Genomic DNA, 12301 nt, shown 5'->3' with positions numbered 1-12301 from the left:
GCGGCAACCACTCACTCGAAATAAGGGGTTCGGAACTCATGCCGGGCCACGGACCATGTCAAACACCAATGTCAAAAGCGCGGCCACACAGCAGGGCGCGTTAAACAAGAACTCTGTTTCTGTTCTGGGGGTGTTCGGGCCCAAAACCGAACTGCACGCCTTGGTACGCCTGTCATCGGGCCGCGTGAAAGAGGTTGAACCCGGAAGCCGCGTCGCCTCGGGTACGGTGATAGCAATCGACGAACAGGGCATCATGCTGCGACAAAGCGGCCAGACCAAGCGGATCGCCATTCCCGGCAGCTAATCGCGACTTGACGCCCCTCGCGCGGGGGTTCAAACCGCAGCCATGACCGATCAGACAAGAATCGCCCTTATCACCGGGGCCTCTCGCGGGTTGGGCGCTGCGCTGGCCGAAGCGCTGGCACCTGAATACCATATCGTCGCCGTCGCCCGGACCACCGGCGGGCTGGAAGAGTTGGACGACCGTATCAAGGCCAGGGGCGGGTCAGCCACCTTGGCCCCCATGGACATCACCGATCCAAACGCCATGGCGACCCTGTGTCGTGGCATCCATGACCGTTGGGGTAAGGTCGACCTGTGGATGCACACAGCCATCCACACATCAGCACTGACACCGGTGCATTTTGTTGACCCCAAGGAATGGGCCAAGGCGATCAACACAAATGCAAACGCGACCTCGGTTCTAATCCCCTATGTCTCACCCCTTCTGGGCGAGAGTGGCCATGCGGTGTTTTTTGACGATCCGAAAGCTGGCGAGAAGTTTTATGGCATCTACGGTGCCACCAAGGCCGCGCAGATGGCTCTGGCCCGCAGCTGGGCCGTCGAGACCGAACGCACCGGCCCGCGGGTTTCGGTTGTCGAGCCCGCGCCAATGCCCACGGCCGTCCGCGCACGGTTTCATCCCGGGGAAGACCGGAGCGTGTTGAACAGCACCAAGGATGAAGCCGCGCGGATTCTGGCGCTGCTTTAGGAAATGGCCCTGACGGGCCATGCCTCTGGCGGGGATATTTACAGCCAGGTGAAGCCGGGATCAGGTGATATGAACGCCGTTGCGCCCGGCCAGATCGACGAAGAATTGCCAGGCGACACGGCCAGAGCGCGACCCGCGCGTTGCTTGCCACTCAATTGCCTCGGCGCGCAGGGTTTCTGCATCAACTGAAACGCCATAGAAGGCGCAATAGCGGTCGATCATCGCCAGATACTCGTCCTGATCGCAGGGATGGAACCCAAGCCACAAGCCGAAGCGATCCGACAGCGAGACTTTTTCTTCGACCGCCTCGGAAGGATTGATCGCGCTGGAGCGCTCGTTTTCGATCATATCCCGCGGCATCAGATGACGGCGGTTTGAAGTGGCATAGAAGACCACATTCTCTGGCCTGCCTTCAATACCACCGTCCAGAACAGCCTTGAGGGATTTATAGTGCTGGTCATCGTGGCTGAACGACAGGTCATCGCAAAACAGTATAAACCTGTAGGGCGCGGCGCGCAGATGGTTCAGCAGCCGCGCGACCGTGCCCATATCCTCGCGCTGCAGTTCGACCAGCTTAAGGTTGGCGTACTCAACGCTCAGAGAGCCGTGCACGGCCTTCACAAGGCTGGACTTTCCCATCCCCCGCGCCCCCCAGAGTAGCGCGTTATTTGCCTTGTACCCCGCTGCAAACCGGCGCGTGTTGTCCAACAACGTGTCGCGAGAGCGATTGATGCCGACCAAGAGGTCCAGATCGACCCGGTTGACATGCGCAACAGGTTCCAGTCGATCCGGTTCGACATGCCACACAAAAGCCGGAGCAGCGGCGAAATCAGGCGCCGCCAAAGGAGCCGGTGCCATGCGTTCCAACGCCTCGGCGATACGGTTCAGGGCTTGGTCATCCATGTGGGCCTCCGGTTTTGTCTTGAGGGGGTCAAAGCACGTTCCAATTGGCACAACAAGAGTTTCAAACAAAAAAGGCGCGCCTTTGGATGGCGCGCCCATTTGTTTTCATCGGCAGACTTACTTGTCGTCGTCGAATTCCTGCATCAGGTCATCATCCGCTTCCGGCTCATCATCGTAATAACCGTCAGCGCGCAACTGGTCCTCGCGTTTCTTTTCCACCCGCGCGACCAGGAAGATCGAAATCTCGTATAGGCCGTAGACCACCACAAACAGAATGATCTGTGTGATGACATCCGGTGGTGTGACAATTGCGGCCAGAACCAGAATGCCAACTACCGCATATTTCCGAACAGCGCCCAGCCCCTCGGCACTGACCAGTCCTGCCTTACCCATGAGGGTCAGGAGAACCGGCAGTTGGAAACATAATCCAAAGGCCACAATGAACTTGATCGTCAGGTTCAGATATTCCTGGGCTGAGCCCTGGAACACCACGGTATGTGGCGCAGCAGTTGCAGCATCGACAACCGCCTCTCCCTCTGTTCCAAACTGTTGGAACCCTAGGAAAAAATCATAAGCCAGCGGCGTGACGACATAGAACGCAAAGCTCGCCCCCAACAAGAACATGAAGGGTGAAGCCAGCATGAAAGGCAGGAACGCGTTTTTCTCGGACTTGTAGAGGCCCGGCGCAACGAACCGCCACATCTGCATCCCAATATAGGGAAACGCCAATACGAACCCACCCAGCAGAGAAACCTTGATGTAAACGAAAAAGCCCTCTTGCAAGGCGATAAATATCAACCCGCAATCCTGCCCGCGTACAGCAAGAGCCTCACACAAAGGGGTTGTCAGAAAGTTAAAGATCGGTTTGGCCACTGAAAAACAGATGATCATACCGATCAGAAACGCCACGACACAGTGGATCAACCGTGTGCGCAGTTCGGCCAGATGTTCAATCAACGGGGCCGAAGAATCGTCAATCTCGTCGGTATTGCTCATGTCTTGCTTTCAGTGTTCAGCGCGGCTTCGGCCTCTTCTGCCTTGGCCAGCGCATCGGCTGCTTCTTTGGCCTTGCGCTCGGCGGTGGCACGGGCGGCTGACGCCTGAACCTTTTTGGCCTGCTCGGCCCGCTCGGCCGCCAGTTTACCCGTTTCGCTTTCAGGGTCGAACTTTGTAGGATCGATGCTTTTCGCCATCTCCTGCGCGGCTTGCTTGACACCGTCCATGGCCGATCCCACTGGATTCACGGCAGCGTTGAGACCTTTCTTGATCTCATTCACACCGGCCTGATCGGCAGCCTCGTTCATGGCGCTGCTGAATTCGCGCGCCATTCCACGCGCCTTGCCGACAAAACGTCCGACATTGCGGAACAGCACCGGCAGGTCCTTTGGCCCCACAACGATCAGGGCAACGATGCCGATGACCAGAAGCTCGGTCCAGCCCAGATCAAACATCCGCGCTTACGCCTTGTCTTTCTCGGTTTCAGGTGTGACGTCCTTGGCCAGCTCAGAAGCGTCCTTTTCCAGCTCTTCCGAACCGTCCTTGACACCCTTCTTGAACGCGGTAATGCCTTTGCCAACTTCGCCCATCAGCGAACTGATCTTGCCGCGCCCGAACAGAACCAGAACCACAACGGCGATCAGCAGCAGGCCAGGAAGGCCGATATTGTTGAGCATGTCTTCTCTCCTATTTCGTCGGCACGTTTGCGCGCCGGGAACATCAACTGACTCAGTCTTTACGCCTCGATCGCTGGTCTCAAAAGGCATCTGCTACGGGTTGCGGGTAAAAATTTTGGAAAACGCGAGGAATCTAAAGGGTCGCAATTTTCAACTGACAGGTTTATGTCAGTTGCTATCCGTTAGGGATTTGGCATCGAAACAAGGTCAATGGAGATTTAAATGACCCACGTTGCTGAAATCGTCACCTTCACCCTGGCCAATGGCACCACACCGGAAGAGTTCGTGAAACTCAGTCAGGCCTCTGAGGCCTTTGTGCGCAGCGCGCCGGGCTTCGCCCATCGGCAGCTTAGCCAGGGCGAAGATGGTCGCTGGACCGATTATGTTGTCTGGACCGATTTGAAAGCGGCAGAGGACGCCGCTGCGCAGTTTCCGCAACAGGAATGTGCGGCAGGCATGATGGCGGTCATCAATCCCGATAGTATCCAGATGCGTCACGAGAAAGTCCTATGGAACATGACTGCCTAAACGCAGTCAGAACGGCGTGTCATGCGCCGCACTGACCGCCTGTTCGATATCATCCAGATCCTGCGCGATGGCAAACTGCACCGCGCGCAGGACATTGCGGACCGGCTTGAGGTGTCGGTCCGCACCATCTATCGCGACATGGATACGCTTGTTGCTTCGGGCGTTCCAGTCGAGGGAGAGCGCGGTGTCGGCTACATGGTGCGCGAGCAGATCACCCTGCCCCCGTTGAACCTGACCACAGCCGAGCTTGAGGCGCTGAATCTTGGCATGGCCATCGTGGCTGAGGCCGCGGATACTGACCTGAAGGCTGCCGCACAATCGCTTGCCGACAAGATCGACGCTGTTTTGCCAACGCAGGTCGTGGCCGAGGCGGACAGCTGGAAATTCGCGGTCTACCCGTTTGCCGATGCCGCAAGGGGCCTTGCCCATATGGCACCGATCCGCGCAGCCATCAAATCACGTCAGAAACTTCACCTGTCTTATCGCCGCATCGACGGCGTTTTGACTGAACGCACCATCCGCCCGCTCCATATGGAATACTGGGGGAGGGTCTGGACCCTTACCGCCTGGTGTGAGCTGCGCAACGGATTTCGTGTTTTTCGAATCGACCTGATCGAAGCTGTTTCACCCCTTCCGGAGATCTTCGCCGACGAACCTGGAAAGCGCCTGAGCGACTATGACCCGTACGTCTGACAGGCTTCATCTTTTCAGAAATACTCTCGCCGAAGGCATGGCCCGGTACGGGCCATCTAGTCTCACTTCAGATAAGGTTCCGGGTCTACGGACTCGAATCCTTTGCGGACTTCGAAATGCACATAGGCATTGTCGCCGCCCCGCAGTTGAGCCAGCTTCTGACCACGGCGTACCTTATCGCCTTTCTTGACGGTGATCTTGTCGACATTTGCATAGACAGTCAGAAGATCGTTGTTGTGCTTGACCACAATGATCGGCACCTGATCCGCGTCCGCTGTGATCGCCGCGACAGTACCAGCCTCGGCTGCTGTGACCGACGTACCCGGCGCGGCAGCGATGTCGATGCCCTCATTCTTGCCCTTGTCATAGCCGCGAATGATAGTGCCGCCAACCGGCAGGGACAGCGCGGAAGTGCGCGTATTGGTTGGCGCTTCGGCGGTCACGTCGGGGGCCTCGGCCAAAGGCGCAACTTTTTCGTCCGGCAAGGGCTGCGTAGCGCTGGGTGGCGTCGGCGTCGGAGAACCCTGCCCCGGTTCCGTCACTTCCGTGGCGGGAACGGGCGCGGCACTAGCCGCATTTTGCCGGGGCGCTGACTGGTTCTTGACCGGAATCAACAAGTACTGACCTTCACGCACGGTAAAATCAGATCCCAGCCCGTTCCATTCCGCCAGAGATTCAACCGGCACCTGGTAGAGGCGGGAGATTGTATAGGCCGTCTCACCCCGCTTGACCTTGTGCCTGACCGGCTCCGGCCCAGCTGACACCGGCGCGGGTATTGGTGCCGGTTTCGCGGGTTCCAGTGTTGTGGTCTGAACCGAACCCGACGACGGCACCTGATCAATTGCAGACCCGGCAACCGACGCGATGTCCACACCGCTGCCAGCACCAACAGTGCGTGGCAGTGCAAGAACCTCACCCTCTCTTAGCGTGTCCGTCGTCTGAAGGCCGTTGAAACGCGAAAGCTCGCCCTCGGGCAGGCCAACCCGCGCGGCCACGTCCCGCACCGTATCGCCGCGGCGCGCCACGACCACCTGGTAGTTCGGATAGGTAATGACACCCCGGTTGTCCGGTGTCGGGCGGGATGCCGTCGCGGATTGCGCTGCATTGGTGGTCGAAAAGCCACCGATCTGCCCGCGAAGGTCATAATCCAGAGGCCCCTCGCACCCGGCCAGAATGGCCAGAGCGGCCACCCCGGTCGCACAGCGGCGCATTGCTGATTTGGATACTGCTCTCATAATTCTGTCCTCAACGCCTGCCCCTGTTACCCGGAGTTCCGGCGACCAATTCTTTAAGCCTATCACGCCTCGTCCTTCCCTAGCCCCTCCAGAAGGGGCACGAAACGGACAGACGTTAATTCGTCATAGTCCAGACCATCTTCGGTGCGCGTCACTTTGATCAACTGCTGCACCGCGTCCGACTGGCCCACGGGTAAAACCATAATACCCCCGATTTTCAGCTGCGCCAAGAGCGGGCCCGGAGGATCCTCAGCCGCGGCTGTGACAATGATCCGGTCAAAAGGGGCTTGTTCCGGCAGGCCAAATGACCCATCCGACAACATCGAAGTGATATTCGTCAGGCCCAGGTCGGCAAACAGCTTGCTTGTTTCGCTCACCAACCGCCTGTGGCGTTCCACTGTGTAGACCCGGCGGGCCAGTTTGGACAGGATAGCTGCCTGATAACCCGAACCTGTCCCAATCTCGAGCACCGTGTCCCGGGGCCTCACGTTCAGGGCCTGCGTCATCAGACCAACGACCGAGGGTTGACTGATCGTCTGACCGCAGGAAATCGGCAGCGGCATGTCCTCGTAAGCGCGCCCTGCGAACAGGCCGGTGACAAAGCGACCGCGGTCCACCTGCTCCATCGCAGCCAACACGCGCGCATCCGTGACCCCCCGTTTGCGCAGGGCAAACAGGAATTGCATTACAGTTTCAGGGTCCAGTCCGCTCATTCGACCGCCTTCAATGCCTCCAGCATGTCATGTGCAGTCAGGTCAGCGCGCATCGGCGTGACCGAGATATAGCCTTCCAGATTAACAGCCGCATCCGTTCCGGGTGCGGTCGGATTGTGCTGATAGCCGCCCTTGATCCACAGGAACCGCCGCCCCGAAGGCGAACTGTGCGGTTCGACCGAAAAACGCGTATCGCGCCGAAACCCCTGCGCCGCAATCCGCGTGCCCAGAACATCGTCTGCCGGAACCGGTGGGAAATTCACATTGTAGAACAGCCGGTAATCACCCTGTTCTGCCGGAGTTGCGTCCAGAATCCGGCGCACCAGATCTGCACCATACCGGGCGGCTGCCTCAAACGGGTCGTCAAGGCCCAGGTTGCGAGGGCCAAAGTATTGCGACAGGGCAATCGCTGGGACGCCCTGCAATGCCGCTTCCATCGCGCCGCCGATCGTACCGGAATACAACGTGTTTTCGGCCGAGTTATTACCCCTGTTCACGCCGGACAGAACCAGATCGGGAGGGGTATCCAACATGACATCGTGAAGCCCTGCCAATACACAATCGGCAGGCGATCCTTCGGCTGCGAAGCGCCGCTCTCCCAGCTTGGCGACCATCATCGGGTGGGTATAGCTGATGCAATGCCCGACCCCGGACTGTTCAAACGCGGGCGCGACCACCCAGACCTCTCCATCCGGTCCGGCCAGCTCGGCCGCAATCGCCTCAAGCGTGATCAAGCCCGGCGCATTGATCCCGTCGTCATTGGTCAGAAGAATTCGCATGTGCCCGATTTACCCCCGCGTTTGGCTCTTGATAGACCCGGGCCTGCGTTGCGGCAAGCGACGTGGCCCCGCAATCTGAGGATTTCGCGCACCACTTGGGCGGAAAACGAAGGATCAGCGCCTGGTCTCGGGAAAAACGAAACATCTGTCGCGGCGGATGGTCAGCCACATGACCCGGCCCGGGTTGGGGACAAACACGTTCGGAACCGTCGCCTTTAGGATCGAACCATCGTAGTCCATGCGGAACTCTACCAGACTCTCATTGCCCAGAAATCGCGCACGTTCAACGACACCACGGGCCGCGACACCATCTGTCGGCGTCGGCAGTGGCCCCTTGCCGTTGCGGTCAAAGTCCAGCTTGATGTGCTGAGGGCGAAAAACGATCTCGACATCCGTACCATTCGGAATGCCCGGTGCCAGGAACTGACCAAAGGGCGTATCCGCCAATGCACCATTCACTTGTGCCCGTAAAACATTGACATCACTGAAAAAAGCTACCGCTGCCTTGTCTGCGGGACGCGTATAGACGTTATAGGGCGCGCCCTGTTGCACTATCTTGCCACGCCGCATCAGGGCGATCTCGTCGGCCATGCGCATCGCTTCTTCCGGCTCGTGCGTGACCAACAGTACGGCGGCATCTTCTTCCTTTAGAATGGCCAGCGTTTCGTCACGGATACCATCACGTAAACGGTTGTCGAGGCCGGAAAACGGCTCGTCCATCAGCATGATGCGTGGGCGCGGCGCCAGCGCACGCGCCAACGCAACGCGTTGTTGCTCGCCACCCGATAGTTGATGCGGGAAACCGTCGATAAACCGCATCAGGTCGACTTTGCGCAACAACTCCTCGACCCGGACGCGTTTTTCGTCCTTGCTGCCCTTCAGGCCGAAGGCCACGTTATTGGCCACGCTCAGATGCGGGAACAGCGCAAAGTCCTGAAACATCAGACCGATCTCGCGCCGTTCCGGAGGCACCCGGAACACGGTGTCGCAGATCAGCTTACCATCAACGTAAATCTCACCCGAGTCCTGCATCTCGACCCCGGCGATCATGCGCAACGTGGTGGATTTCCCGCAGCCCGACGGCCCTAGAAGACAGGTCACCTTGCCTGCCTGAACGGTCAGCGAAACATCATCCACAACAACCCGGCCTTCAAACCGACGGATAATGTTGCGAATTTCCAGACGCGGCGGAATTGCGTTACCTGTCACCGATGGACCCCGTTGCCTTTCCCGATCAAATCAATCGGGCTTGAGCGGGGATAGCAACCCCGCCCCTCAGGCGCAAGGGATCAGCAACACTCGCCAGAAGCGACAGATGCACCCGTGGCCTCAAACGGGCTTTCGCCACCACAGCCTTCGAAAATGCCATAATGGGTCGAAAAATCGCCGAAAAAGTCAAAGTGACGGGCAAATCGCGTGTCTTTCAGCATCATCCAGGTGTTGCCGCAAACCGGAAACACCTTGCCAGCTTCGATAACGTGGTGGTCATCCAGAACAAATTCATGCGGTGCACTCGGCACGGTCCCCTTGTAGATCACGGCTTGCCCATAATCCTCACAGGCCGGTTCCAGTGCTGGCAGCTTGAACAGACGGTATGTCGCGGACAGGAACTTCAATGGCGCAACACGCTCTTCCAGTACGGGATTTTCGATCGTCAGTGGACGGTGCGTCACGCGGCGCGGGTCGCCGAAACCGGCCGTTCGAGCCATTGACAGGAAATCATTCCAATAAAGCGCGCCGGACAGGCACTCGCCATAAAGAACTTCGTCTTCGGCCATCGTCTGCGGAATACGGCGGTCTGCATAGACATCCGAGAAATACATCTCTCCGCCCTTTTTCAACAACCGATGCGCGCCGCGCAGAACCGCATTCTTATCCGTGGCCAGGTTGATCACGCAGTTCGAGACGATGATATCGAACGATCCGGGTTCCAGATCAAGCTCATCCAGTTTTTCGATATAGCCGTGATGGAACTCCACATTGCTGCGGGCATATCCAAATGCTTGGGCGTGATACTCCTGATGCGCGCGGGCGACGTCCAATTGTTCGGACGTCATGTCGACCCCCACCACCCGGCCCGTCTCGCCGACCATGGCGGACAAGGCATATACATCCCGCCCGGCCCCACACCCCAGATCGAGGATCGACATGCCTTCCAGATCAAGTGGGGCAATCAGACCGCAGCCATAGTAGCGAGTCAGAACGTCGTCATGAATCTTTGAAAGGATCTTTTTGACATGACCGGGCATGTCGTCGGGCGTGCAGCACGCATTGGTCTGCAAGTCAGCACTGCTTTGCAGGACTTCACCGTAATAGTTCTGCACCGATTCATGTTTCATCGCGCTTTTCCCTCGCAAATGGTCATGTCCGAGCTAATGCAAGCGCCGGGAGTTCGCAATCCGGCGAAGGCGTTTTTGACGAAAGCGTGAGTGGTCCCGCGCGGTTTTACCCAAGCAGATCGAAGTCCACGCCCGCACGAATTTTGCCATTCACCTGAACCTCAAGCCGATGTGCGCCGGGGACCAGTTTGAACGTTGTGGCGTCACCCTTCAACTTGTGGCGTTTTTCCAGCGTCAGTTTCCCGTTCTTCAAAGCCGCCTGCTTCAACTTGTGCACCTTGGCTGAGATTTTCCCGCCAGGTCTTTGAAAATGAATGACATAGTCAACCAGAACTGGCAGCTCTCCGGCCCCTTTCAAAGTGACCGAAAAGGCCAGAGCGTCCCCAATTCGAGCTTCGGAGTTCAGGTTGACCGCGACCTCGATTTCCGCGTCCGGGTCATAGCCTAACATCTTCATTGCTTCAGGATGCCCCGCTTTCACAAGTCCGCGCAGGGTGTGTGACGTCATCCAGTCCAGTTCGTCCTGAGTCTGATGACCCTGGTTGCGCCACGCCTTCAGGCGATCCAATACCAGATCCGGGTCTTTCTTGGTGATGTCGTTCAGGTGATTGGATACGGACCGGGTGACATACCGCGTCGAATCCATGTGCAAATTGTCCAGCAACGGCAGCGGGTCCTGCAAACCCAATGCGACCGCCTGCCCCCATGGCAATCGGGGGCGCGTCCCCTCGCTGACCAACCTGCGCACGTGGTAACTGTCATGAGAGCACCAATCCTGCATCCGCCGCAACACCCGGTCCGGGTCATGGTTCAGGAACGGTCGGATCGCCCATTCCATGGAAAACCTCTGTGTCAGTTCCTCCATCACGTCCAAAGCCAGATCAACATGCTCAAGGCCTATGGCCGCTACCCACTCACCGACCGGCGCAAAGATGAAATCGCCAAAATCGTCATCCGTTTTCGTCGGGTCCAAAGGCGCAGGCAAGGCGCGCAGGATCGTCGGGGCAACAGCAGGCAAGTCACCGGGCACCGCCTGTTGCAGACAAGTGGCGATCCAGATGATCCGATCCTTCAGCTCTAGATCCAGCAATCGCGACATGACCGCAGATCGGAATGCCGGGGCATCAAATTCTGCATGAGACTCGGAAAACAAACCACTGAGATAATTTACTTTCTCAGCGTTGAACATCTGATCTTTCAACGAAAACCCTTGCGCCATGGTCACATCGTCAAATTGGTTGCGCCACCATCCAGCAGAATGTTCTGACCAACGATGAACCCCGCATGTTGAGAGCACAGGAACGCGCAGGCTGCCCCGAATTCCTGCCGCCTTCCATAGCGTCGCGCGGGAATGGATGCCGAACGGTTTGCGCGTGCGTCTTCGATCGAGATGCCTTGCTGTGAAGCCACACCGCTGTCCAGCGCATCTGCACGATCCGTCGCGTGAATGCCGGGCAGCAGGTTGTTGATGGTCACGCCATGCGGTGCAACCTGGCGTGAAGTTCCCGCGATATATCCGGTCAAACCCGTGCGGGCTGCATTCGAAAGCCCCAGCACCGCAATTGGCGCGCGCACAGATTGCGAGGTGACGTTCACAACCCGACCCCAACCTTTGTCCATCATTCCAGGAAGCAGCGCCTTCATGAACGCAATGGGGGTCAACATATTGGCATCCAGCGCCTTGATGAAATCATCACGCCCCCAATCCGACCATAAACCCGGCGGCGGGCCGCCGGCATTTGTCACAAGAATATCAACGCCCTGCGCTGCTTTGATCACCTGCGCCTGCCCTTCCGCAGTCGTCACGTCACAAGCGACTGTTTGTACCTCAACGCCATGCTCTGACCTGAGGCGTGCTGCCTCACTCTCCAAAGCGTCTGAACCACGCGCATTCATCACAAGGTTTACGCCAGCCTCAGCCAAAGCCTCGGCACAGCCCAAACCCAACCCTTTGCTGCTGGCACAGACCAGCGCGCGCTTTCCTTTTATTCCAAGGTCCATCGGATCCTCCCTGTCAGTCATTGCCGCATGTCTAGCATCGGCCAGACAGGGAAGACCAGAAATGGCTTGGGATCAGTAGAAGAACTCTTCTCGCACGATCTTGCCATCTGCGACGTGATAGACACCCACTTCGCGCATATCAAAGGCTTCGCCCGTTTCCTTCACCTTACCCTGCACTTCGAAAATCACTGCAAAGCGGTCCTCGCCGTGCACAAACGGGTCGCTGACCGAAGCGCCAGAAACCTCGTGGGCTCCTTCCCACCATTCATGTTTGCCACGGATCGCGTCACGCCCTTGTACTTCGCGCCCCATGCCTGAGTAATCGACTGCTTCGACCGAAACCGCGTCTGGCGCATACAATTTCTCAAGGTTTTCCTTGGCGCGGTCCTCACGGCAGCCGGCCACCAATTCATTGGCAATCTCTTTCAAATCCATCGAATTACTCC

General features: G+C 58.1%; 16 protein-coding genes. 4 read left to right on the top strand and 12 right to left on the bottom strand.

From position 1 onward, the window contains the following. Nucleotides 1-55: 55 nt before the first annotated feature. Both ACR0AP_RS01815 and ACR0AP_RS01810 read left to right on the top strand, forming a co-directional pair. The gene (locus tag ACR0AP_RS01815; protein WP_209503732.1) at nucleotides 56-304 is read left to right on the top strand and encodes a hypothetical protein; all 249 of its coding nucleotides are present in this window, start codon (nucleotides 56-58) and stop codon (nucleotides 302-304) included. A 42-nt stretch (nucleotides 305-346) separates the two neighbouring features. Beyond that, nucleotides 347-991 carry an SDR family NAD(P)-dependent oxidoreductase gene (locus tag ACR0AP_RS01810; RefSeq protein ID WP_480504920.1) on the top strand — a complete coding sequence of 215 codons (645 nt, stop codon included), beginning with the start codon at nucleotides 347-349 and terminating at the stop codon, nucleotides 989-991. A 60-nt stretch (nucleotides 992-1051) separates the two neighbouring features. On the opposite strand, the gene ACR0AP_RS01805 is transcribed toward ACR0AP_RS01810, so the two are convergent. The 4 genes from ACR0AP_RS01805 to ACR0AP_RS01790 all read right to left on the bottom strand — a co-directional run bounded on the left by ACR0AP_RS01805 (nucleotide 1052) and on the right by ACR0AP_RS01790 (nucleotide 3567). Next, nucleotides 1052-1894, bottom strand: coding sequence for an ATP-binding protein (locus ACR0AP_RS01805; protein WP_480504919.1), 843 nt, complete (start codon nucleotides 1892-1894; stop codon nucleotides 1052-1054). 117 nt (nucleotides 1895-2011) lie between these two features. Continuing rightward, on the bottom strand, nucleotides 2012-2890 hold the full coding sequence (gene tatC, locus ACR0AP_RS01800) for a twin-arginine translocase subunit TatC (RefSeq protein ID WP_480504917.1): 879 nt from the start codon (nucleotides 2888-2890) through the stop codon (nucleotides 2012-2014). Next, nucleotides 2887-3345 (bottom strand): Sec-independent protein translocase protein TatB, encoded by a 459-nt coding sequence (gene tatB / locus ACR0AP_RS01795; RefSeq protein WP_209503728.1) that lies wholly within the window; start codon nucleotides 3343-3345, stop codon nucleotides 2887-2889. Before tatB ends, tatC begins: the two co-directional genes overlap by 4 nt. Nucleotides 3346-3351: 6 nt before the next feature. After that, nucleotides 3352-3567 carry a twin-arginine translocase TatA/TatE family subunit gene (locus ACR0AP_RS01790; RefSeq protein WP_209503727.1) on the bottom strand — a complete coding sequence of 72 codons (216 nt, stop codon included), beginning with the start codon at nucleotides 3565-3567 and terminating at the stop codon, nucleotides 3352-3354. Between the two features lie 222 nt (nucleotides 3568-3789). On the opposite strand from ACR0AP_RS01790, the gene ACR0AP_RS01785 reads away from it, so the two are divergent. Both ACR0AP_RS01785 and ACR0AP_RS01780 read left to right on the top strand, forming a co-directional pair. Further along, nucleotides 3790-4095, top strand: a complete 306-nt coding sequence (locus ACR0AP_RS01785; RefSeq protein WP_267364188.1) for a hypothetical protein — start codon at nucleotides 3790-3792, stop codon at nucleotides 4093-4095. Nucleotides 4096-4116: 21 nt separating this feature from the next. Beyond that, entirely contained in the window at nucleotides 4117-4788 is a 672-nt protein-coding gene (locus ACR0AP_RS01780) for a helix-turn-helix transcriptional regulator (RefSeq protein ID WP_267364189.1), read from the top strand. Nucleotides 4789-4850: 62 nt separating this feature from the next. On the opposite strand, the gene ACR0AP_RS01775 is transcribed toward ACR0AP_RS01780, so the two are convergent. The 8 genes from ACR0AP_RS01775 to ACR0AP_RS01740 form a co-directional block, all read right to left on the bottom strand. Then, complete coding sequence (locus ACR0AP_RS01775; RefSeq protein WP_480504915.1) at nucleotides 4851-6023, bottom strand: peptidoglycan DD-metalloendopeptidase family protein; 1173 nt, start codon at nucleotides 6021-6023, stop codon at nucleotides 4851-4853. A 62-nt stretch (nucleotides 6024-6085) separates the two neighbouring features. Beyond that, complete coding sequence (locus ACR0AP_RS01770; protein WP_209503723.1) at nucleotides 6086-6736, bottom strand: protein-L-isoaspartate(D-aspartate) O-methyltransferase; 651 nt, start codon at nucleotides 6734-6736, stop codon at nucleotides 6086-6088. Continuing rightward, entirely contained in the window at nucleotides 6733-7515 is a 783-nt protein-coding gene (gene surE, locus ACR0AP_RS01765; protein WP_267364192.1) for a 5'/3'-nucleotidase SurE, read from the bottom strand. Before surE ends, ACR0AP_RS01770 begins: the two co-directional genes overlap by 4 nt. Nucleotides 7516-7629: 114 nt before the next feature. Beyond that, nucleotides 7630-8697, bottom strand: a complete 1068-nt coding sequence (locus tag ACR0AP_RS01760; RefSeq protein WP_245222490.1) for an ABC transporter ATP-binding protein — start codon at nucleotides 8695-8697, stop codon at nucleotides 7630-7632. A 107-nt stretch (nucleotides 8698-8804) separates the two neighbouring features. Further along, nucleotides 8805-9854, bottom strand: coding sequence for a methyltransferase domain-containing protein (locus ACR0AP_RS01755; RefSeq protein WP_480504913.1), 1050 nt, complete (start codon nucleotides 9852-9854; stop codon nucleotides 8805-8807). A gap of 106 nt (nucleotides 9855-9960) precedes the next feature. After that, nucleotides 9961-11073 (bottom strand): hypothetical protein, encoded by a 1113-nt coding sequence (locus ACR0AP_RS01750; RefSeq protein ID WP_480504911.1) that lies wholly within the window; start codon nucleotides 11071-11073, stop codon nucleotides 9961-9963. Nucleotides 11074-11075: 2 nt separating this feature from the next. After that, nucleotides 11076-11855, bottom strand: coding sequence for an SDR family oxidoreductase (locus ACR0AP_RS01745; RefSeq protein ID WP_480504909.1), 780 nt, complete (start codon nucleotides 11853-11855; stop codon nucleotides 11076-11078). A 72-nt stretch (nucleotides 11856-11927) separates the two neighbouring features. After that, nucleotides 11928-12290, bottom strand: a complete 363-nt coding sequence (locus tag ACR0AP_RS01740) for a SnoaL-like domain-containing protein (protein WP_480480611.1) — start codon at nucleotides 12288-12290, stop codon at nucleotides 11928-11930. Nucleotides 12291-12301: the final 11 nt, after the last annotated feature.

This window comes from Ruegeria sp. AF7 (assembly GCF_056541885.1).
Note: the sequence above shows the minus strand (reverse complement) of the source record. Positions and strands in the feature narration are given on the sequence as shown.

What these genes read in the sequence shown, in the direction of transcription:
- ACR0AP_RS01815 (WP_209503732.1), top strand. Translation starts at nt 56, where the DNA reads ATGTCAAACACCAATGTCAAAAGCGCGGCCACACAGCAGGGCGCGTTA.
- ACR0AP_RS01810 (WP_480504920.1), top strand. Translation starts at nt 347, where the DNA reads ATGACCGATCAGACAAGAATCGCCCTTATCACCGGGGCCTCTCGCGGG.
- ACR0AP_RS01805 (WP_480504919.1), bottom strand. Translation starts at nt 1,894, where the DNA reads ATGGATGACCAAGCCCTGAACCGTATCGCCGAGGCGTTGGAACGCATG.
- tatC (WP_480504917.1), bottom strand. Translation starts at nt 2,890, where the DNA reads ATGAGCAATACCGACGAGATTGACGATTCTTCGGCCCCGTTGATTGAA.
- tatB (WP_209503728.1), bottom strand. Translation starts at nt 3,345, where the DNA reads ATGTTTGATCTGGGCTGGACCGAGCTTCTGGTCATCGGCATCGTTGCC.
- ACR0AP_RS01790 (WP_209503727.1), bottom strand. Translation starts at nt 3,567, where the DNA reads ATGCTCAACAATATCGGCCTTCCTGGCCTGCTGCTGATCGCCGTTGTG.
- ACR0AP_RS01785 (WP_267364188.1), top strand. Translation starts at nt 3,790, where the DNA reads ATGACCCACGTTGCTGAAATCGTCACCTTCACCCTGGCCAATGGCACC.
- ACR0AP_RS01780 (WP_267364189.1), top strand. Translation starts at nt 4,117, where the DNA reads ATGCGCCGCACTGACCGCCTGTTCGATATCATCCAGATCCTGCGCGAT.
- ACR0AP_RS01775 (WP_480504915.1), bottom strand. Translation starts at nt 6,023, where the DNA reads ATGAGAGCAGTATCCAAATCAGCAATGCGCCGCTGTGCGACCGGGGTG.
- ACR0AP_RS01770 (WP_209503723.1), bottom strand. Translation starts at nt 6,736, where the DNA reads ATGAGCGGACTGGACCCTGAAACTGTAATGCAATTCCTGTTTGCCCTG.
- surE (WP_267364192.1), bottom strand. Translation starts at nt 7,515, where the DNA reads ATGCGAATTCTTCTGACCAATGACGACGGGATCAATGCGCCGGGCTTG.
- ACR0AP_RS01755 (WP_480504913.1), bottom strand. Translation starts at nt 9,854, where the DNA reads ATGAAACATGAATCGGTGCAGAACTATTACGGTGAAGTCCTGCAAAGC.
- ACR0AP_RS01750 (WP_480504911.1), bottom strand. Translation starts at nt 11,073, where the DNA reads ATGGCGCAAGGGTTTTCGTTGAAAGATCAGATGTTCAACGCTGAGAAA.
- ACR0AP_RS01745 (WP_480504909.1), bottom strand. Translation starts at nt 11,855, where the DNA reads ATGGACCTTGGAATAAAAGGAAAGCGCGCGCTGGTCTGTGCCAGCAGC.
- ACR0AP_RS01740 (WP_480480611.1), bottom strand. Translation starts at nt 12,290, where the DNA reads ATGGATTTGAAAGAGATTGCCAATGAATTGGTGGCCGGCTGCCGTGAG.